This is a genomic window from Mycobacterium sp. VKM Ac-1816D (assembly GCF_000416385.1).
Taxonomy (GTDB): Bacteria; Actinomycetota; Actinomycetes; order Mycobacteriales; family Mycobacteriaceae; genus Mycobacterium; species Mycobacterium neoaurum_A.
Window position 1 is genome coordinate 128,276 of record NZ_AOHQ01000132.1, and the last position, 20,218, is coordinate 148,493.

The window sequence follows — 20,218 nt, forward strand, 5'->3', positions numbered from 1 at the left end:
TCAGCGCCACCTCAGCAGCACGAGCTCGGAGCAGAACCCGGGCCCCATCGCCATCAGCACGCCGGGGCTGCCCGGCGTCGGGCGGGTGCGGATCGTATCGCGCAGCACATGCAGGACCGAGGACGAGGACATGTTGCCCACCTCGGCCAGCGACTGCCAGGTCAGATCCAGGGCGTCCGATGGCAACGCCAGGGTGTCGATGATGGCCTCGATGACCTTCGGGCCGCCCGGATGGCTCACCCAGGTGTCGATATCGGACACGGTGAGTCTATGTGCGCCAAGGAAATCGGTCATATCGGCACCGAGATAGCGCCCCACGAACGCGGGCACCTCGGCACTGAGGACGATCTCGAAACCGCCGCTGCCGATTTTCCAGCCCATCGTATCCAGCGAGTCGGGATACAGGTGGCTGCGTGAGTCCAGCACATCCGGGCCGGTCGGGTCCATGGTCTCGGCGCGTCGGGCTCCGACCGCGACCACGGCCGACGCGCCGTCGCCGAACAGCGCGCCGGCGACGACGGTCGGCATCGTCGGATGGTGTTTGCGGGTCAGCGAACACAACTCCACCGACACCAGCACCGCCACCTGGTCCGGCGCACCGCGCAGATAGTCGTGCAGCCGGGCGATACCCGCCGCACCGGCCACGCAGCCGAGCCCGAAGATCGGCACCCTGCGCACATCGGGACGCAGTCCGAGCCGGCCCGCGATGCGGGCGTCCAGCGAGGGCACCGCCGCACCGGTGACCGTGGTGGTGATGATCATGTCGACGTCTTCGGGCCGCAGTCCCGCCTCGTCGAGCGCGCCGCGCAGCGCGGCGGTACCGAGTTCGGTGGCGTGCTCGATGAACAGATCGTTGGACTCACCGAAATCGGTGAGCCGGACGTACTCCTCCAGTGGGCGGACCAGATACCTGCTGTGCACCCGCGCGCTCTTGTGTAGCTTGCGCACGGCATCGTGGGCGCCCTCGTAACCGGGCAGTCCCAGGATGGCCTCGGTGATCTCGTCCTGGGTATAGCGATGCGGCGGCAGGACCCCGTGAACGCCGGCAATGGTGCTGAGACTGGCCATTTCCGCGAGAATAGTTGACATATCACTCATGCGGGGGACTCCCAGGTCGGCCGCCCTTTCTCAGTGGTGCAGCCCGATCCGATCGTGCAGTCGTGCCAGCGGTGCGGGCGCCCACCAGTTCCATCGGCCCATCAACTGCATGAAGGCAGGCACCAGGACCATCCGGACCAGGGTGGCGTCCATCAGCACCGCCAACGTCAGACCGAGACCGAACATCCGCATGAACGACACGTTCGCCGCGATCAGTGCTGCGAACGAGATCGACATCACCAGCGCCGCGGCGGTGACCACCCGACCCGTGCGCGCCAGACCGAGCGCCACGCTCTCACCGACATCGGCGGAGGTGCGGCCGGAGGCCAACCAGTATTCGCGGATCCGCGCGAGCAGGAAGACCTCGTAATCCATCGACAGGCCGAACGCGATGCAGAAGAGCAATACCGGAATGTTGGCGACCAATGTGCCGGTGGCCGTCGTGCCGAAGGCACCGAGATGCCCGTCCTGGAAGATCCACACCATGGCACCGAACGCGGCTGTCAGCGACAGGATGTTGAGCACCAGGGCCTTGGCGGGCAAGACCACGCTGCCGGTCAGCAGGAACAGCAAACAGAACGTGATCACCGCGATCAGCCCGAGTACCAGCGGCAGTGTCGCACCGATCGCGGCCACGCTGTCGCGGTCGGTCTGGGCCACCCCGCCCAGTAGCACCTGCCGGTCGCCGGGGCCGGCGATCGCGTGCAACCGGTCCAGCTGTGCCGCCGAACCGTCGGAGAACAGATCGGCCGAACTGGACACCCGGATGAACGCGCTGCCCTCCCGGTGCACCGGCGCGGCCACGGCCAGGACGTCCGGTGCGCCGGCCACCTCGGTGAGGTAGCGCTCCCACTGCTCGGGTGTCAGCCCGCCGGAATCCGGGATGACGATGCTGACCTCGGTGGCGGAGTTGTCGGCGAAGTCCGCCCGCAACCGGTCCCCGACCTGATGTGCCGATGCCGATGGCGGCAACACGCGATCATCGGGAAAGCCCCATTTCACGCCGGTGAAGGGCAGCCCGAGCAGGACCAGCAGCGCCACCACGGCCAGGCCGATCGGCAGCGCGCGACGCAACACGAATTTCGTTGATCTGTACCAGAATTGCTGCTCAACCGGCTTGGGTGGGCCCGACCGGCGGCCTTTGACACGATCACCGAGCAGCACCAGCGCGGCCGGGGTGAGCACCAGCGCGGCGATGGCCGCGAACACCACGGTCGCCACCCCGGCGTAGGCGAACGATTTCAGGAAGTACATCGGGAACAGCACCAGCGTCGACATCGGCAGTGCCACCGTCGTCGCCGAGAACACGACCGTGCGACCGGCCGTCACCATCGTGCGCACCAGGGCGGCCTCGGCGGAGGCGCCCTCGGCCAGTTCGTCTCGGTAGCGACTGACCATCAGCAGCGTGTAGTCGATGGCCAGGGCCAGCCCCATCGCCATGCACAGGTTCAGCGCGAACACCGAGACGTCGGTGGCGAACGTGATCAGCCGCAGCACCGCAAGGGAACTCAGGATCGCCAGCACGCCGACCAGCACGGGCACCGCCGCGACCAACAGCCCGCCGAACACCCACACCAACACCAGGAAGCTGAACGGGATGGCGATGGATTCCATGACCAGCAGGTCGTGCTGGGATTGTTCGGTGATCTGGGTGTTGACCATGGCGACGCCGCCCGCCTGCACCCGCACGCCATCGCGATCGTGGACCAGACGGTCGGTGAGGTCCTTCGCGTGGTCCTGGGCGTGCTGTTCACCGCCGGTGATACCGGCGACGATGAGCCCGGCGGTGCCGTCCCTGCTGAGCAATGCCGCCGAGGCTGCCGCCGGGGCAGTCCATGCCGAACTCACCTGGGCCACATGCTCGGATTCGCCCAGCGCCGTGGCTATCTCGGTGCCCACCCGGCGGGCGGCCGGGCTCATGGCGCCGGCGGCGTCGGAGACGATGATCAGCAACTGCATGTCACCCTGACCGAACTTGTCGGTCAGCAGCTCGGCCGCGTGCGAGGACTCGGCGTCAGGATCGGTGAATCCGCCTGCGCTCAGCTCCTGGGTGACCGGCACCCCGAAGATCGCCGCGGCCACCGCACACAGCGCGGCGATCGCCAGGATGCGCCTGGGTGCCGCCATGGCGTGGCGGGCGAGGCGTTCGAGCACGCCGGGGTTGTCCACCCGAACATGGTGCCCGATGGCTACCGATTTCGGCGGTCTCGGGGCGGTACGCCGTTGACACCCTCGATGGAGCGGGCGTAGGTGGCGATGGTGAAGGCCATCGCCGGGCCGGTGATCGACAGCGCCCGGTGGTCGACGTTGTCCATCCCGTCCCGCGGTCCGCCGGCGTTCGGGTCGAACGGCGCCCCGGCGCGACCGCCCCACAGCCGGGCCTGCACCGGTGTCTTCTGTTGGTTGGCGCCGGTGGTCAAGCCGCCGATGGGCACTCCGGCGGTGAGGAACGCCGCGTAATCACCGGCGGTGTCCAACGGCATATCAGCCGGGCGCACACCGGCCTGATTGAGGTAACCGGCCAAGGTGCGTTCGATACCGGCCGAGCCCTCCGGGACGGTGTCGGCGGGGATCGCCGGATTGGCCTGCCCCGACTGATCACCGTCGAGCGTGAAGTACCCCGGGTTCGGGGAACCGATCATGGTGGCATCCAGGTACGCGGCGATATCGTCGCGGCCGCCGTCATCCAGACCCGCCAGGTACTTGCCCGCGGCGCCCAGCCGCTGGGACCCCCAGAAGGTGAACCGCACCGCATTGTCGATCCGCGGCGCCGACCCCATCGCATCGGCGATGGCGAGTAACGCCGCCACCCCGCTGCCGTTGTCGTTGATGCCCGGGCTGCGCGGCGCACTGTCCAGATGTGCACCGGCCAGCACGACATTGCCGGTGTCACCGGTGGAGGTCTGCGCGATGACGCTCTTGGATCTGGCCACGCTGGCCTGGCCGTCGAGCACCAGGCGCACCGGGTCGTTGGTCCGGCGCAGGGCCGCGTCGGTGGTGCGATCGATGACGGCGACGGGCATGGTCAGCTTCTGGTAGTAGCCCGGTTCGAACAGTCCCTTGGTACCGCCGGCGCTGACCACCAGCAGACCGACCGCCCCATTGGCCGCCGCGGCGTTCTGTTTGGCGACCACCGAACATCCGGTGTCGTCGACGATCGCCAGCGCGCCGCGGACGTTGCCGTAGTCGGCGCGCTCGCATCCGTCGCTGGTGCGCGGACGCAGCGACAGCCCGCTCAGCCCTCCGCGCGGGGTGGACGCCAGCGGCGAGGCCTGTGTCACGGGGTAGCTGCGACCGGCCACCGCCAGGGTCGGGTTGCCGGGATCACCCATCTTCAGCCACTCGAACTCCGGTGTGCTGATCTCGAAGCCGTTATCGCGCAGCACCTCCGAGATGTACTCGACGGTGGCGTCGTAGCCCGCGGTGCCGACGGCCCGGCTGTTGGCATTGTCATCGGCGATGGCAGCGAGCCGCTCCAGGTGGGCGAAGATGGCATCGGCACTGACCGAGGCAGCGAGCTCGTCGGCCCGCAGCGGGGCGGGCTCGGGTGTGCTGCCACACGATGTCAGTAGCAGCGCGGTGGCCGCCGCGGCACACAGGCGCCTCATGATTCGGCGAGCACGTGACGGGTCCGATCCTCGCGCACCGGAACGCCATTGCGTCCGCCGATGTCCTGGGCGTACAACGCGGCGGCATACGCGACGCCGCGACCCTGGATCTCCAGGGACGTGGTGTCGATCTTGTCCAGGGTGTCGGTGTCCTTGTGGTAGTTCGGGTCGAATGGCTCATCGGCCCGGCCACCCCAGAGCTCGGCCTGCTCGGCCGTCATGTTTTCTTCCGCTCCGGAAAACAGTCCCCCCGAGGGGATTCCGGCCCGGGTGAACGCATCGTAGTCGGAACGGCCGTCGAAGCTGGTGTCCTGAGCCGGTTTGCCCGCACCGTCGAGATAGCCGACCAGCATCCGTTCGATACCCGCCGATCCCTCCGGGACACGGGGCACGCTGCCGTCGGCCGCCGGTGGCGCCGACTGGTTACCGTCATAGGTGAAGTATCCCGGATTCGGGGAGCCGAGCATGTCGAAATTCAGGTACAGCGCAATATCTTTGAGCCCCTCTGCATCCAGGGAGGAGACGTAGCGGTCGGAGCCGACCAGCCCGACCTCCTCAGCGCCCCAGAACCCGAAGCGCACCGCGTTGCGGATCTCGGGGGCACTGCCCATCTGCAGGGCGGTCTCCAGCACCGCGGCCACCCCGGATCCGTTGTCGTTGATACCGGGCCCCTCGGGCACGCTGTCCAGATGCGCTCCGAGCATCACGACGTTGTCCGTTGCGCCGGTGCTGGTCTGGGCGATGATGTTGTTGCTGCGCTTGACGTTCACCCCGGCCTCCAGCCGGATCGACGCCTGGCCCGGGTTCGCGCGCAGTCGCGCGCCCTCGCTCTTGGTGATGCCGAGCACCGGGATCTTGACGTCGGTTCCGCTGCCCAGCGTGCCGCCGAAGTCCTCGACGGGACGGTCCTCGTTATCGGCCACCAGCAGGGCCAGCGCTCCCCGTTTCGCGGCGACGGCCTGCTTGTCGCTGAACGGGCACGAGCCGCGGTCGACGAGCACCACCGCGCCCTGCACGGGCAGGCCCTCGTAGTCGGCGTCGGCGCAACCGGGGGTGTCGTCGACGGGTGCGGCGACCAGCGGTCCGCGCACCCCGTCGGCAGGCGTTCCGATGGTGAAGCTCATCGGCAGGGCCGCCACCGGGGTGCCTGACACCTCGACGGTGGGGTCCTCGGCGAACGGGATGCGCACCTCGAAATCCGGGGTTTGCACCTCGAAACCCTTGTCGCGCAGCGCGTTGACCACATAGTCGAGGCTGGCCTGGTAGCCGGGCGTTCCCAGCGCACGGTTACCGTCGTGCTGATCGGCGATCTCCTGCAGCCGGGTCAGATGCGCCATCATGGCATCGGTCTGCACACGCTTGCTGATCTCGTCGGCGTAGCCGGCGGCATCGGCGGTCGGCGACGGCTCGGGCGCACCCGGCGATCCGCAACCGGCGACGAGGGCGGTCAGGGCCAACAGGGCCCCCAGGGACCGTGATCTGCGCTGCATGGACCCCACGGTAGCTCAGGGGTCCCGGCGCTCGACCACGACGACGGCCGCCGCGAAGATCCCCAGGGCGACACCGCCGAAGTACAGCGCCGAACCCTGCGGACCCCACCACATCGAAAAGCTGTGCAGAAAGCCGAAAATCGATGCGCCGGTGAACGCGGCGGCGTTGACGAAGGGCAGCAGCGGCCCCACGGTGCCCCCGATGTCGGTGCTGACGCTGAGCATGGGCTCGACCACGAAGGGCACCAACAGCAGCACCGCGACCGCGGCGGCGGTGTGTCGCAGCAGTGCCCCCACCGCAACCGCCAGGACAGCGCCGGCGGCGGCATACAACGCGAGCGCGCCCACCGAGCACCACTCACCCGACCCCGCGATCAGGATCGACCCGGCCGTCATGGCGGCGGCCACCACGGCGGAGAATCCGGCGGTGACAAGGGCTTTGGCGGCGAGCACGCCGGTGCGGCGCGGGGTGGCCAGGAAGGTGGTGCGGATCATGGCCGTGCGGTACTCGCCGGTGACGGTCAGCGCAGACAGGATCATCAGCACCGGCACCCCGAAGTTGGCGACCCCGAGCAACGGATCCTTTGTCATCGCGGCCAGCCCGAGGGCCAGTACCGCCACGGAGAGCGTCAACCACAGCGCCGACCGGGTGGTGGCCAGTTTGCGGGCCTCCGCCTCGAGCGCGCCGGTCACGAGGGGCCCCCACCGCGATACTGCACCGCATCATCGGTCAGTCCGAGGTAGGCCTCCTCCAGTGAGGTTTGCCGGGCGCTCAGTTCGTGCAGCACGATCCCGTGTTCGGCCGCCAGCTCACCGATCTGCTCGGTGCTGCCCGGCACCAGCAGCGCATCGCCATCGCGGCGGGCCTCGGGCAGCAGCGCGGCGAGCCGGTCCAGCTGCGGGCTGCGCACCCGCACCGCTGCGTCCCTGCGCAGGAAATCGGCCATCGTGGTGGCGGTGATCAACCGGCCCCGGCCGATCACCACCAGCTCGTCGGCGGTGTTGGCCATCTCGGCAAGCAGGTGGCTCGACACCAGCACCGTGCGTCCCTCGGCGGCCAAGTCACGCATCAACGTCCTGATCCACCGGATTCCCTCCGGGTCCAGGCCGTTGACCGGCTCGTCGAACAACAGCACCTGCGGATCGCCGAGCAGGGCCGCAGCGATCCCGAGCCGTTGCAGCATGCCGAGGGAGAACGACCCGGCGTGCTTGCCGGCGGCCGCGGTCAGGCCGACCTGCTCGAGCACCTCGTCGACCCGCGCCTGCGGGATCCGGTTGGTCGCCGCCAGCCAGCTCAGGTGGGCGCGCGCCGAGCGGTTGGGGTAGACCTGACGCGCATCCAGCAGGGCACCGACGGTGCGCAGCGGTTGTTTCAGGTCCCGGTAACGGCGTCCGCCGATGGTGACGGTGCCCGCCGTCGGCCGGTCCAGCCCGACGATCATCCGCATGGTGGTGGACTTGCCCGCACCGTTCGGGCCGAGGAAGCCGGTCACCACACCCGGTTTGATGGTGCAGCTCAGCCCGTCGACCGCCCGGCTGCGACCGTAGGTTTTGGTGAGTCCGACCAGTTCGATCACAGCGCCGGACTGGACGCCTGGGCCCAGAACCGCTTCGGGATCCGGCCGGCCTGCCTGGCCAGATACCCGGCGGTGACGGCCGAGGCCATCGCCGACGCCATGGTGGCGGGGTCGGCCGCCCTGGTCACCGCGGTCGCTAGCAACACCGCGTCACAGCCCAGTTCCATCGCCAGCGCGGCATCGCTGGCCGTGCCGATTCCGGCGTCCAGGATCACGGGCACGTTCGCCGCGTCGACGATCATCTCGATGTGGTGCGGGTTGGAGATGCCGAGTCCGGTGCCGATCGGTGAACCCAACGGCATGACCGCCGCGCAGCCGGTGTCCTCCAGGCGGCGGGCCAGGACCGGGTCGTCGTTGGTGTAGGGCAGCACTATGAAACCGTCGTCGACCAGTTGCTCGGCGGCCCTGACCAATTCGATGGCATCGGGCAGCAGGGTGCGTTCGTCGGCGATGACCTCCAACTTCACCCAGTCGGTGCCGAGGGCCTCGCGGGCGAGCTGGGCGGTCAACACCGCCTCGGCGGCGCCGCGACAACCCGCGGTGTTGGGCAGCGTCGCGATGCCGAGCCGGTTGAGCAGGTCCAGCACTCCGGTACCGGTCTCGGCGTCCACCCGGCGCATCGCCACCGTGGTCAGTTCGGTTCCCGAGGCGATCAACGCCTCTTCGAGCACCGCCAGGTTCGCCGCGCCACCGGTGCCCATGATCAGCCGCGAACCGAACTCGCGGCCGGCAATGCTGAGCGTCGCGTCAGCCACCCTGCACCGCCGTCACGACCTCCACCCTGGCACCGTCGGCCAGCACGGTGTGCCATGACGAGCGCGGCAGCACCTCCCAGTCGACCGCCACGGCGATGCCCTTGTCCGGGAAACCCAGCCGGCTCATCAGCCCCTCGACGGTGGTGCCGTCGGGAACGTCGGCATCCTCCCCGTTGACCAGCAGAATCATTGTGCCCCTCCGAATACCGCGAGTTCCCTGGCGATCCGCTCGGCAGTCCACGGTGCCAGCAGAAATCCGTTGCGCCCGTGGCCGGTGGCCACCAGCGTCCGCTCGTCGAGCCTACCCACCAACGGCAGGCCGTCGGGGGTCATGGGACGCAAACCTGCCGCGCATTCGGCGAGCTCGTACTCGCCGAGGGCGGGCAGCACCGTGCACGCGTCGTCGAGCAGGTCACGCACCCCGGTCACCACCACGGTGGTGTCGCGACCGTGTTCGTACTGGGTCGCGCCCACCACCACACCGTCACCACGCGGTACCAGATACACCTGCCTGCCGTGCACCCGGGCACGAATCACACTCTGCGGCAATGGCATACAGCCCTTGCGCCAACGCAATCGGAGCACCTCTCCCTTGACCGGGCGGACAGCAAGGCCCGGCCACAGTGTCGGCGCGTCGATACCGTTGGCGATCACCCGGACATCGGCGTCGACCTCGGCGAGATCGGTGACCGGCGGCGCCCAGCGCACACCGGCGTCGACGCAGGCCGTCTCCAGCGCGGCCACCAGGGCCCGATTGTCCACCGCCAGTTCGGTCTCGGCGATGAAGCCGTGCCGGATACCTTGCGCCAGCAGGGGTTCGAAGTCCCGGGCGGTGGTGGTCGGCGTCACCGGATGCCCTTGGGCGGACAGCCAGTCCGCCACCGTCCGCAGATCGGCGACATCGGCGCGGTCGACCGCCACCACCAACGACCGGCGCGCGGTGACGATATCGCCGGGCAGACCGGCCAGGAACCCGCTGTGCCACAGCTTCAGCGATTCCAGACCGATCGCGAGCTGAGCCTCCTCACCGGGCCAGCCCTCGCTGTGCGGGGCGAGCATGCCACCGGCCACCCAGGAGGCGCCGCGCTGCTCGGTGCGGTGCACCCGCACATCCCAGCCGTCCGAGGCGGCCCGGCGCGCGACCGCGAGCCCGATGACGCCACCGCCCACGATGCCCAACGAGCCGACCGAGCCGGCCCTCGACGTACTGCCCATTCTTCCTCTCCCTTCGCCGGCATGACCCGGATCAGGTACGACGGTCAAGGCCGGTGCGCGCCCACTCTCAGTCCCCGCTCCCGGGACTCCCGTGTCTGCTGAAAGGATACTCGGGTGTCCCGACTCGATTCCGCCTCGCTGTACCTGTGCACCGACGCCCGCACCGAACGCGGTGATCTCGCCGAGTTCGCCGACGCGGCGCTGGCCGGCGGGGTGGACATCATCCAGCTGCGGGACAAGGGGTTGGAGGCTCGCCAGGAGCTCGACGCTCTGGCGGTGCTGGCCGACGCGGCCCGCCGCCACGGCGCGCTGCTGGCGGTCAACGATCGCGCCGATATCGCGCGGGCGGCGGGCAGCGATGTCCTGCACCTCGGCCAGGACGACCTGCCGCTCACGATTGCCCGTGAGATCGCGCCGGACGCGCTGATCGGCCGGTCCACCCACGACACCGATCAGGTGGCCAGAGCTCTCGTCGATGCGGACGCCGGACTCATCGACTACTTCTGTGTCGGCCCGTGCTGGCCGACACCGACCAAACCCGGCCGTCCCGCGCCCGGTCTCGACCTGGTGCGCCACACTGCCGCGCTGGCCGGTGATATCGAGCCGGCCACACCGTGGTTCGCCATCGGCGGTATAGACGCCGAACGGCTGCCGCAGGTGCTCGCCGCCGGTGCGACACGGATCGTGGTGGTGCGGGCGATCACCGAGGCCGAGGATCCCCAGGCCGCGGCCTCCACGCTCAAGACGGCGCTCAAGGCCGCACTCAGGGCTTGAGCGGCAGCTCGGCGGTGACCTCGCGCAACCGCTCCCAACTGGCCGCGAAGCCGGGATGCAGCGGGAGCGTCGCGACCTGCGCCTCGGCCACCCAGCGCAGCTCGGCGCTCTCTCGATTGGCGATCGTCGGCAGCTGCTCCGCCGCGTCGGCGATCACGGTGGTGTAGCTCCATCCGGGAACCTCGTGGGTGACCACGGTGGCCCGAACGGTCAACTGCCCCGCCAACAGGCCGGCCTCTTCGGCCGCTTCGCGTACCGCGGCCTCCTCGACCGTCTCGTGGCTGTCGCGCGCGCCGCCGGGCAATCCCCAGGTCCCGCCCTGATGGCTCCACGGCGCACGATGCTGGAGCAGGACCGCGAATCCGCCATCGGCATCCGGTGCGCGCAGCAGTAGTCCCGCGGCGCCATGCCGGCCCCAGAAGTGCGCACCGCCGTCCGACAACACCCAACCGTCACCGTCACCGCGCACGTGTTCAGAATAGGGGTACGCGAATTCCCACACGTCACACCAATGTCTCTTAGACTTCTTAGAAATACCGAGGAGGTTGGCGGACACGTGACCGTGGAGTTGGCGCACCCGTCGACCGAGCCGCTGGCATCCCGTTCGCCGACGCGCCCCGTACACCCCCGGTGGTGGTTCCTGTGGACCACGCCGGGGCGCATCCTGACCATCGGCATCGTGCTGTCGGCGTTGGTGATGGCGTGCGCTTTCGCTACCTCCACGACGATCACCGACCGCCAGGAAGCACTGAGCACGGTGCTCGACCACAGCGAGCCGCTGGCCTTCGCCGCCGGACAGCTCTACACCAAGCTCTCGGTCGCCGACGCCGCCGCGGCGACCGCCTTCATCGCCGGTGCCGAGCCGCAGGATGTGCGGGAGCGCTACGAACAGGCGATCACCGATGCCTCCGTCGCGGTGACCCGCGCATCGGCGGGTCTGACCACCGAGCCGATGGTCGAACTGCTCGGCAGGGTCAACGCCGAACTGGCGGTCTACACCGGTCTGGTCGAGACGGCCCGGACCAACAACCGGGCAGGCAATCCGGTCGGCTCGTCATACCTGTCCGAGGCCTCGGCACTGATGCAGTCGGAGATCCTGCCGCAGGCCCAGCGACTCTACGAGGCGACCTCGGCGCGCGTGGACACCGAGACGACCGCGTCGACGCGCATTCCCGCCCCGGTCATCCTGGTGGTGCTCGCCACCATCCTGTTCGGGTTGTTCGCCAACCGTTGGCTCAGCAAGCGGACCCGGCGCCGGATCAACATGGGTTTCGTGGCCGGCGGTTTGGCGGTCTTGATTATGGTGGTCTGGGTGGGTACCGCTCTGGTCATCTCGACGGCGGACAGCCGCAGCGCCAAAAACACTGCGGCGCAGTCGCTGAAGACCGTCACCACGATGGCCATCACCGCCCAGCAGGCCCGTGCCGACGAAACCCTGGCCCTGGTCCGCCGCGGTGACGAGGACGTCCGCAAGCAGTCGTACTACCAGCGCATCGAGACCATCCAGGAACAGCTGAAGGCCTACCTGGCCGCGGACAACGATATCGACAAGGCCGACCTCGCCGATGCCGACGACCTGCTGCGCAAGTGGCGGGCCTCCAACGACCGGATCAACGCCTACATCTCGGTGGGCAACTACCAGGCCGCCACGCAGGTGGCTCTCGGGACCGGTGAGGACGATTCCAGCCCGGCCTTCAGCACCCTCGACGAAGCCCTCTCGCGCTCCATCGAGCAGAGCCGCAGCCAACTGCGCACCGATATCGTCAACGCCCGCCGGGTGCTCTCGGGCACCACCGTCGGCGCGGCCGGCCTGTCGATCATCGCCGCGTTCGCGGTGACCCTCGGGTTGTGGCCGAGGCTGAGTGAGTACCGGTGATCGCCCGGCTGGCCGGCGTGCTCGTCACCGCCGCACTGTTGGCGGGGTGCCAGCAGAACCCCCAGATCGACCCCATCCCCGAGCTGACGCTGGCTCCGCCGACACCGGCCGGGATGGAGGCCGCTCCACCGGAGCCGGTGCCCGAACTGCCCGACAACGACGACTGCGACCGCACCGCGAGCCTGCGGCCGTTCGCCGACCGCGCCCAGGCCGACGAGGCCGTCGAGAACATCCGCAATCGCGGCAGGCTGATCGTCGGACTGGACATCGGCAGCAATCTCTTCTCGTTCCGTGATCCGATCACGGGCGAGATCACCGGGTTCGACGTCGACATCGCCGGCGAGGTGGCCCGCGACATCTTCGGCACGCCATCGCAGATGGAATACCGCATCCTGTCCTCGGCCGACCGCATCGAGGCGCTGGAGAACAACCAGGTCGACATCGTGGTGAAGACGATGAGCATGACCTGCGAGCGCAGGGAGCGGGTGGCGTTCTCCACCGAGTACCTCTCGGCGAACCAGCGCATCCTGGCCACCCGCGATTCGCGCATCCGGCAGGCCGCCGATCTGTCCGGTAAGCGGGTGTGCGCCGTGAAGGGCACCACCTCGCGCAAACGGGTCCAGCAGATCCAGCCACCGGTCGAGCTGGTCGACGTGATCACCTGGGCCGATTGCCTGGTCGCGCTGCAACAGCGTCAGGTCGACGCGGTCAGCACCGACGACTCCATCCTGGCGGGCCTGGTCAGCCAGGACCCGTATCTGCACATCGTCGGGCCGAGCATTAACTCCGAGCCCTACGGCATCGGGATCAACAAGAACAACGAGGGGTTGGTCCGGTTCGTCAACGGCACCCTGGAGCGCATCCGCCGCGACGGTACCTGGAACACGCTCTACCGCAAATGGTTGACGGTGCTCGGCCCCACACCCGCCCCGCCGGTGGCGAGGTACTACAACTGATGAACGACATCGGCTGATGAGCGAAGACCCGGGCACCCAGCCGGCCAGCCTGGCCGACCTCGACGATCTGGACGACGAGTCGGTAGCCACCGTGCGGCCGATGGCCACGCAGGCCGTCTACCGGCCCGATTTCGACGACACCGACCGCGCCACCACTGCCTCCACCGAGCCGTCGGCGACCACGCTGGGTGTGCTCACCAGACCGCGCTCACCGATCCGCAAGCTGGGCGGCGGACTGGTGGAGGTGCCGCGGGTCTACGAACGCGACCCGTTGACGGCCCTGATGAGCAATCCGGTGGTCGCCGAATCCAAACGATTCTGCTGGAACTGCGGTAAACGCGTCGGCCGGGCCACCCGCGAGGGCCCTGGCCGCTCCGAGGGCACCTGCCCGCATTGCGGAAGCCCGTATTCGTTTCTGCCCCAGCTGAGTCCCGGCGACATGGTGGTCGGGCAGTACCAGATCAAGGGCTGTATCGCCCACGGTGGCCTGGGCTGGGTGTACCTCGCCTTCGACACCAACGTCAACGAACGCCCGGTGGTGCTCAAGGGTCTCGTGCATTCCGGGGATGCCGAGGCACAGGCCACCGCGATGGCCGAGCGCCAGTTCCTTGCCGAGGTGACGCACCCGGCCATCGTCAAGATCTTCAACTTCGTCGAGCACGACGACAAGCACGGTGAGCCGGTCGGCTACATCGTGATGGAGTATGTCGGGGGCACCTCGCTCAAGCAGGCCAAGGGCGTCAAAATGCCGGTGGCCCAAGCCATCGCCTACATGCTGGAGATCCTGCCCGCGCTGGGGTACCTGCATTCCCTCGGATTGGTCTACAACGATCTCAAGCCGGAGAACATCATGGTCACCGAGGAGCAGCTCAAGCTGATCGACCTCGGCGCGGTATCGCGGATCAACTCGTTCGGATACCTCTACGGCACACCCGGTTACCAGGCCCCCGAGATCGTCCGCACCGGACCGACGGTGCAGACCGACATCTACACGGTCGGGCGCACGCTGGCCGCGCTCACCTTGAACCTGCGCACCCACAGGGGCCGCTATGTCGACGGCCTTCCCGAGGACGATCCGGTACTGGCCAAGTACGACTCGTTCGGCCGACTGCTGCGCCGCGCCATCGATCCGGATCCGCGGCGCCGATTCGCCAGCGCCGAGGAGATGTCCGGTCAGCTCATGGGCGTGTTGCGCGAGGTGGTGGCCCAGGACACCGGGGCGCCCCGCCCCGGCCTGTCCACGGTGTTCAGCCCACCGCGCTCGACATTCGGGGTGGATCTGCTGGTCGCTCACACCGACGTCTACCTCGACGGACAGGTGCACTCGGAGAAGCTGACCGCCGCCGAGATCGTCAAGGCGCTGCAGGTCCCACTCGTCGATCCCGCCGATGTCGGCGCCCCCATCCTGTCCGCGACCGTGCTCAGTGAGCCGGTGCAGACCCTGGACTCACTGCGCGCGGCCCGCCACGGCGCGCTGGACTCCGAAGGGGTGGACCTGTCGGATTCGGTGGAGCTACCGCTGATGGAGGCTCGCGCCCTGCTCGATCTCGGCGATGTCGCCAAGGCCACCCGCAAACTCGACGACCTGACCGAGCGCGTCGGTTGGCGGTGGCGACTGTCCTGGTTCCGCGGCGTCGCGGCCATGCTGACCGCCGACTACGACACGGCCACAAAACATTTCACCGAGGTCCTGGACACCCTGCCCGGCGAGCTGGCACCGAAGCTGGCGTTGGCGGCCACCGCGGAGCTGGCAGGTAGCTCCGACGAGCGCCGGTTCTATCAGACCGTGTGGCGCACCGACAACGGCGTGATCTCCGCCGGATTCGGGTTGGCCCGCGCCCAGTCCGCCGCCGGGGAGCGCGATGACGCGGTGCGCACGCTCGACCAGGTGCCACCGACCTCCCGGCATTTCACCACCGCCCGGTTGACCAGTTCGGTGACGTTGCTTTCCGGCCGTTCCACCAACGAGGTCACCGAGCAGCAGATCCGTAGTGCCGCGCGGCGGGTGGAGGCGCTGCCGGACAGCGAACCCAGGGTGTTGCAGATCCGCGCGCTGGTGCTCGGCACTGCCATGGACTGGCTGGCCGACAACTCCGCGAGCACCAACCACATCCTGGGGTTCCCGTTCACCCAGCACGGTCTGCAGCTCGGGGTGGAGGCAGCACTGCGGCAGCTCGCCCGCGTCGCCCCCACCCAGGAGCATCGCTACGCCCTGGTCGACCTGGCCAACAGCGTGCGTCCGATGAGTACCTTCTGACGATGTCGGCCCTGACGACCTATCTGAAGATCCAGGGACAGCTTTTCGTCTACGGCATCGTCGGGCCGATCTTCTTGTTGATCTACTTCGGGGCGACACCCAATAACGATATGAAGTGGATGTACTGGTGGGGTCTGTTGATCACCACCGCCGACGTGCTGATCGCGCTGGAGATCACCGACCGTCGCACAAGGCAAGACAGGACCGCGCGATCGCAAGCTCCTCGTTTGTCGGGATGACCAGCACCTGGACCGGTGAACCCTCGGCCGAGATACGGCGCGCATCATGGCTTTTCGCAGTATTGAGACCATCGTCCAATTCGATGCCCAGCCCGTTCAACCCGGCCAGCGCGTCACGGCGCACCGCAGCGTCGTTCTCCCCCACCCCGGCGGTGAAGGTGATGACATCGGTGCTACCGAGCACCGCGAGATAACCGCCGATGTACTTGCGCAACCGGTGGATGTAGACCTCATAGGCCAACCGCGCCTGCTCATCCCCGCCGTCGATGCGCTTGTGCAGTTCCCGGAAGTCGGTCTCACCGCCGAGCCCGTACACGCCAGCGCGACGGTTGAGCATCGTCTCGATGTCCTCGACGCTCATCTGCGCCGTCCGCCACAGATAGAACATGATGCCCGGGTCGATATCGCCCGAGCGGGTCCCCATCACCAGACCCTCCATCGGGGTAAGGCCCATGGAGGTGTCCACGGCTCGGCCACCCCGGACAGCCGATGCCGAGGCTCCGTTACCCAGATGCAGGACAATCTGATTCAGCTCACCGATCGGCCGGTCCAGGAATGCGGCCGCCTGCTCGCTGACATAACGATGCGATGTCCCGTGAAATCCATAGCGACGGATGTGCCAGCGCTCGGCGATATCACGGTCGATGGCGTACTCGGCCGCGGCGGCGGGCAGATCGTGGAAGAACGCGGTGTCGAACACGGCGATATGCGGCAGGTCCGGTAACGCCTTGCGCGCCTCGGCGATACCGAGCAATGCCGGCGGATTGTGCAGCGGCGCAAGCGGTGCCAGCTCCTCGATGATGGCGATGGTGTCATCGTCGAGCAGGGTCGGCCCGTACAGCCTGTTCCCGCCGTGCACCACTCGATGCCCGACGGCGACCAGTCCGTCCAGGTCCGGCAGTTCGGCGAACACCTGCTTGAGCGCCTCGCCGTAATCGACCACCCGCTCGACGATGCCGTGTGCCAGCGAGACACCCGAGTCGGGCTCCACCAGTTCGTACTTCACCGAGGATGAGCCGCTGTTGAGGACGAGTACCGAAGGCGCGGTCATCGGTTCGCCGCCTGGATCGCGGTGATCGCCACGGTGTTGACGATATCTTCGACCAGCGCACCACGAGACAGGTCGTTGACCGGCTTGTTGAGCCCTTGCAGGACCGGGCCTATCGCGATGGCACCGGCGCTGCGTTGCACGGCCTTGTAGGTGTTGTTGCCGGTGTTGAGATCCGGGAAGATCAGCACGGTGGCCCGGCCGGCCACCTCCGAATCGGGCATCTTGGTCGCCGCGGTGGCCGGGTCCACCGCGGCGTCGTACTGGATCGGTCCCTCGACAAGCAGCTCGGGCTCGCGCCCGCGCACCAGTTCGGTTGCCGCACGGACCTTGTCGACGTCGGCGCCGGTACCCGATGTCCCGGTCGAGTACGACAACATGGCCACCCGCGGGTCGATGCCGAACTGTGCCGCCGTGCGCGCCGATGAAACGGCGATATCGGCCAGCTCTTCGGCAGTCGGATCCGGCACGATGGCACAGTCACCGTAGGCGAGCACCCGATCCTCGAGGCACATCAGGAAGATGCTGGACACCGTCGACACCCCTGGCAAGGTCTTGATGATCTCGAATGCCGGTCGCACGGTGTGCGCGGTGGTGTGCCGCGCACCGGAGACCATCCCGTCGACCATATCGTTGTGCACCAGCATGGTGCCGAAATACGAGACGTCATGGATGGTTTCGCGGGCCTGATCCACTGTTATGCCCTTGTGCTTGCGCATCTGGGCGTACTGCTCGGCGAACTGGTCGCACAACTCGCTGGACTTGGGGTCGAGCACGGTGGCCGCCGCGATGTCCACCCCCAGCTCGGCCGCCCGGGCCCGCACCGCCGCCTCCTCACCGAGGATGGTCAGCTCGGCCACCCGGTGGGCCAGTAGCCGGCCCGCGGCCCGCAGGATCCGGTCGTCGTCTCCTTCGGGCAGCACGATCCGCCGGGTGTCGGCACGGGCCCGGTCGATCAGCTGATAGGTGAACATCTGCGGTGTCACCACGCTGGGAATCGGGATCGACAGCCGCGCAATCAGATCGGCGGTGTCGACATGTTCTTCCATCAGCGTCAACGCGGTATCGATCTTTCGCTGGGTGTTCACCGTGACACGACCGCGGGTGTAGGCCACCGCACGCGCGGTGTCATAGGTGCCCAGATCGGTACTGATGATGGGCAGTCGTGAGCCGAGACCGTCCACCAGTCTGGCCACCTCGGGATGCAGCGCAAGACCGCCGTTGAGCACCACACAAGCCAGCGACGGAAAGCCCGCCGCCGCATGTGCTCCCATCACAGCCATCACCACATCCGAGCGGTCGCCGGGGGTGATCACCGCCATCCCCTCGCGTAACCGTTCCAATACGTGCTCGGCCGTCATCCCCGCGACCAGGACGCCCATCGCCTCGCGTCCCAGCAGCTCCTCGTCGCCTCCGGTGAGCCTGCCGTGCACAGCCGCACACAGTTCGGCCACCGAGGGCGCGACCAGCAGCGGTTCCTCCGGCAGCACATAGCTCTTGGGTTCCAGCGCGTTGAGCGCCTCGGCGACGGCGACCAGTTGCGTCGGATCGCACCGGTTGACCACCACGGCCGCGGTATGGGCGTGTTGGGCGGCCAGCTCACCGAGACACAGCTCGACCACCTGGGCAACCTCGGCAGGCGTACGATCCTGCGCCTTGACCGCGAGCACCACCGACGCACCGAGATTCACCGCGATACGCGCATTCATGCTCAGTTCGCTCGGCGTCGCCACATCGGTGAAGTCGCTGCCGACGATCACCACCGCGTCGGCCCGCTCGGCGACAGCGTGGAACCGCTCGACGATATCGGCGATCGCCGCATCCGGGTCCTCGTGCACCTGCTGATAACCGACACCGACACACTCTTCATAGCTCAGCCCGGCCGTGGTGTGCGCCAGCAGCAACTCGAGGATGTAGTCGCGGTCACCCTGGCGGGCGATGGGGCGGAACACCGCGACACGCGCGACCGTGGCCGCCAATCGGTGCAGGATTCCCAGCGCGATCGTCGATTTTCCGGTGTCGCCCTCGGGAGAGGCGATATAGATGGCCGAAGCAGCGGGCGCGGTCACTCCGCCAAGCTTGCCAGTACCTGCTCGAGTTCGGCAATGAGCCAGTCCACGTCGGCGAGCGAGAACACCATCGGCGGCCTGATCTTGAGAACGTTCCCACCCGCCCCACAGACCGAGATCAGTACGCGCCGCTCGCGCATACCGTTGACCACCCGGCGTGCGGTCTCCCGGTCCACCAGTTCCACGCCCACATACAGCCCGGCACCGCGCACCGCGGTGATCCGCGGGTCCGCCAGCGCCGCGGCCGCCGAGCACATGGCCTCGCCGACCGTGGCGGCGTTGGCGATCAGCTTCTCGTCCTCGATGATGTCGAGCACCGCCGCCGCGGCCGCCATGGACACCGGGTTGCCGCCGAATGTGTTGAAGTACGGCACGCTCTCGGCGAAGGGTGCGAGCACCGCACTGCGGGCCACCATCGCGGCCACCGGCATGCCGTTGGCCATCGGTTTGCCCATGGTGACCAGATCCGGCACGACATCGTGCCGATCGAATCCCCACATACCGTCACCGGTGCGACCGAATCCGGGCTGCACCTCATCGGCGATCAGGACGCCGCCGGCGGCGTGCACCGCCTCGACCGCGGGTCGCAGGACGCTGCGGTCCGGGTAGATCCCGTCGGAGGAGAAGATGGTGTCGACGATCAGCGAACTCAGCCCGTAACCGGATGCCTGCAGGTCGGCGATGGCCTCGGCCACACCGGTGAGATCCGGATCGACGGCACGCACATGGGGCCCCAGCGAAGCGATACCACCGAGCGACGGCGAGATGGCGGTCACCGCCTCGGTGTTGCCGTGATAAGCCTCGGTGGTGACGATCACCCCGCGGGCGCCGGTGTAGGCGGCGGCGACCCGCAGGGCCAGATCGTTGACCTCGGATCCGGTGCAGGCGTACATGACCTGATAGGAATCCGCCGATCCCGCGTCGGGAAATGTCGCCAACAGCCGCTGCGAATAGTCGACGATACCTTCGTGAAGGTAGCGTGTGTGGGTGTTCAGCGTGCCCAATTGCCTTGTCACCGAATCGATCACGTGCGGATGGCAATGCCCGACACTGGCCACGTTGTTGTAGGCATCCAGATAGCAGTTGCCGTCGGCGTCATAGAGTCGGGTGCCCTGACCCCGGACCAGGTGCACCGGGTTGTCGTAGAACAACCGGTAGGCGGGCCCGAGCACGCGGTCGCGGGCAGCTATCAGGGGGTCACCGAGGTGACCGCCCCGATAGCTGTTCGAGTCCATGATGTTGGAGAAAGACATGAT

General features: G+C 68.1%; 18 protein-coding genes and 1 riboswitch. Of the genes, 5 read left to right on the forward strand and 13 right to left on the reverse strand.

Going from position 1 to position 20,218, the window contains the following annotated elements:
* The 9 genes from G154_RS12275 to thiO all read right to left on the reverse strand — a co-directional run bounded on the left by G154_RS12275 (window position 1) and on the right by thiO (window position 9,743).
* Window positions 1-1,068 (reverse strand): type III polyketide synthase, encoded by a 1,068-nt coding sequence (locus G154_RS12275; RefSeq protein WP_019513280.1) that lies wholly within the window; start codon window positions 1,066-1,068, stop codon window positions 1-3.
* A 60-nt stretch (window positions 1,069-1,128) separates the two neighbouring features.
* The gene (locus tag G154_RS12280) at window positions 1,129-3,252 is read right to left on the reverse strand and encodes an MMPL family transporter (protein WP_023985234.1); all 2,124 of its coding nucleotides are present in this window, start codon (window positions 3,250-3,252) and stop codon (window positions 1,129-1,131) included.
* Window positions 3,253-3,287: 35 nt separating this feature from the next.
* Window positions 3,288-4,706 carry a M28 family peptidase gene (locus G154_RS12285; protein ID WP_019513282.1) on the reverse strand — a complete coding sequence of 473 codons (1,419 nt, stop codon included), beginning with the start codon at window positions 4,704-4,706 and terminating at the stop codon, window positions 3,288-3,290.
* Window positions 4,703-6,196, reverse strand: a complete 1,494-nt coding sequence (locus G154_RS12290; RefSeq protein ID WP_019513283.1) for a M28 family metallopeptidase — start codon at window positions 6,194-6,196, stop codon at window positions 4,703-4,705. Before G154_RS12290 ends, G154_RS12285 begins: the two co-directional genes overlap by 4 nt.
* A 15-nt stretch (window positions 6,197-6,211) precedes the next feature.
* Window positions 6,212-6,889: an ABC transporter permease gene (locus G154_RS12295; protein ID WP_019513284.1), complete on the reverse strand. Its 678-nt coding sequence runs from the start codon at window positions 6,887-6,889 to the stop codon at window positions 6,212-6,214.
* Window positions 6,886-7,773 carry an ATP-binding cassette domain-containing protein gene (locus G154_RS12300; RefSeq protein WP_019513285.1) on the reverse strand — a complete coding sequence of 296 codons (888 nt, stop codon included), beginning with the start codon at window positions 7,771-7,773 and terminating at the stop codon, window positions 6,886-6,888. The genes G154_RS12295 and G154_RS12300 overlap by 4 nt, the downstream gene beginning before the upstream one ends.
* Window positions 7,770-8,528: a thiazole synthase gene (locus G154_RS12305; RefSeq protein ID WP_019513286.1), complete on the reverse strand. Its 759-nt coding sequence runs from the start codon at window positions 8,526-8,528 to the stop codon at window positions 7,770-7,772. Before G154_RS12305 ends, G154_RS12300 begins: the two co-directional genes overlap by 4 nt.
* Complete coding sequence (thiS, locus tag G154_RS12310; protein ID WP_019513287.1) at window positions 8,521-8,718, reverse strand: sulfur carrier protein ThiS; 198 nt, start codon at window positions 8,716-8,718, stop codon at window positions 8,521-8,523. Before thiS ends, G154_RS12305 begins: the two co-directional genes overlap by 8 nt.
* Window positions 8,715-9,743: a glycine oxidase ThiO gene (gene thiO, locus G154_RS12315; RefSeq protein ID WP_019513288.1), complete on the reverse strand. Its 1,029-nt coding sequence runs from the start codon at window positions 9,741-9,743 to the stop codon at window positions 8,715-8,717. The genes thiS and thiO overlap by 4 nt, the downstream gene beginning before the upstream one ends.
* Window positions 9,735-9,846: riboswitch (TPP riboswitch) on the reverse strand. It overlaps the preceding gene by 9 nt.
* Window positions 9,847-9,857: 11 nt before the next feature.
* On the opposite strand from thiO, the gene thiE reads away from it, so the two are divergent.
* Window positions 9,858-10,517 carry a thiamine phosphate synthase gene (gene thiE / locus G154_RS12320; protein ID WP_019513289.1) on the forward strand — a complete coding sequence of 220 codons (660 nt, stop codon included), beginning with the start codon at window positions 9,858-9,860 and terminating at the stop codon, window positions 10,515-10,517.
* Here the strand turns inward: thiE and G154_RS12325 are convergent.
* Window positions 10,507-10,986 (reverse strand): NUDIX domain-containing protein, encoded by a 480-nt coding sequence (locus tag G154_RS12325; RefSeq protein WP_023985233.1) that lies wholly within the window; start codon window positions 10,984-10,986, stop codon window positions 10,507-10,509. The genes thiE and G154_RS12325 overlap by 11 nt on opposite strands.
* An 87-nt stretch (window positions 10,987-11,073) precedes the next feature.
* On the opposite strand from G154_RS12325, the gene glnX reads away from it, so the two are divergent.
* From glnX to G154_RS12345, 4 genes are read left to right on the forward strand one after another with little or no spacing between them, the layout of a single operon-like run.
* Window positions 11,074-12,393: a protein kinase G-activating protein GlnX gene (gene glnX, locus G154_RS12330; RefSeq protein WP_019513291.1), complete on the forward strand. Its 1,320-nt coding sequence runs from the start codon at window positions 11,074-11,076 to the stop codon at window positions 12,391-12,393.
* Window positions 12,393-13,349, forward strand: coding sequence for a glutamate ABC transporter substrate-binding protein (locus G154_RS12335; protein ID WP_023985232.1), 957 nt, complete (start codon window positions 12,393-12,395; stop codon window positions 13,347-13,349). Before glnX ends, G154_RS12335 begins: the two co-directional genes overlap by 1 nt.
* Window positions 13,350-13,365: 16 nt before the next feature.
* A complete protein-coding gene (locus tag G154_RS12340) occupies window positions 13,366-15,606 on the forward strand; it encodes a serine/threonine-protein kinase PknG (RefSeq protein WP_019513293.1) in 2,241 nt (746 codons plus the stop codon).
* A gap of 2 nt (window positions 15,607-15,608) precedes the next feature.
* Window positions 15,609-15,845: a hypothetical protein gene (locus tag G154_RS12345; RefSeq protein ID WP_036479613.1), complete on the forward strand. Its 237-nt coding sequence runs from the start codon at window positions 15,609-15,611 to the stop codon at window positions 15,843-15,845.
* Here the strand turns inward: G154_RS12345 and G154_RS12350 are convergent.
* The 3 genes from G154_RS12350 to G154_RS12360 are packed head-to-tail and all read right to left on the reverse strand — an operon-like array spanning window position 15,781 to window position 20,215.
* Window positions 15,781-16,896 carry an acetate kinase gene (locus tag G154_RS12350; protein ID WP_019513295.1) on the reverse strand — a complete coding sequence of 372 codons (1,116 nt, stop codon included), beginning with the start codon at window positions 16,894-16,896 and terminating at the stop codon, window positions 15,781-15,783. The two genes, G154_RS12345 and G154_RS12350, sit on opposite strands and share 65 nt — an antisense overlap.
* Window positions 16,893-18,962, reverse strand: coding sequence for a phosphate acetyltransferase (pta, locus tag G154_RS12355; protein ID WP_019513296.1), 2,070 nt, complete (start codon window positions 18,960-18,962; stop codon window positions 16,893-16,895). The genes G154_RS12350 and pta overlap by 4 nt, the downstream gene beginning before the upstream one ends.
* Entirely contained in the window at window positions 18,959-20,215 is a 1,257-nt protein-coding gene (locus G154_RS12360) for an aspartate aminotransferase family protein (RefSeq protein ID WP_019513297.1), read from the reverse strand. Before G154_RS12360 ends, pta begins: the two co-directional genes overlap by 4 nt.
* Window positions 20,216-20,218: the final 3 nt, after the last annotated feature.

Coding starts and splice junctions, on each gene's coding strand:
- G154_RS12290 (WP_019513283.1), bottom strand. CDS start 6,196: ATGCAGCGCAGATCACGGTCCCTGGGGGCCCTGTTGGCCCTGACCGCC.
- G154_RS12345 (WP_036479613.1), top strand. CDS start 15,609: ATGTCGGCCCTGACGACCTATCTGAAGATCCAGGGACAGCTTTTCGTC.
- G154_RS12275 (WP_019513280.1), bottom strand. CDS start 1,068: ATGGCCAGTCTCAGCACCATTGCCGGCGTTCACGGGGTCCTGCCGCCG.
- thiS (WP_019513287.1), bottom strand. CDS start 8,718: ATGATTCTGCTGGTCAACGGGGAGGATGCCGACGTTCCCGACGGCACC.
- G154_RS12340 (WP_019513293.1), top strand. CDS start 13,366: ATGAGCGAAGACCCGGGCACCCAGCCGGCCAGCCTGGCCGACCTCGAC.
- G154_RS12360 (WP_019513297.1), bottom strand. CDS start 20,215: ATGTCTTTCTCCAACATCATGGACTCGAACAGCTATCGGGGCGGTCAC.
- G154_RS12350 (WP_019513295.1), bottom strand. CDS start 16,896: ATGACCGCGCCTTCGGTACTCGTCCTCAACAGCGGCTCATCCTCGGTG.
- thiO (WP_019513288.1), bottom strand. CDS start 9,743: ATGGGCAGTACGTCGAGGGCCGGCTCGGTCGGCTCGTTGGGCATCGTG.
- G154_RS12285 (WP_019513282.1), bottom strand. CDS start 4,706: ATGAGGCGCCTGTGTGCCGCGGCGGCCACCGCGCTGCTACTGACATCG.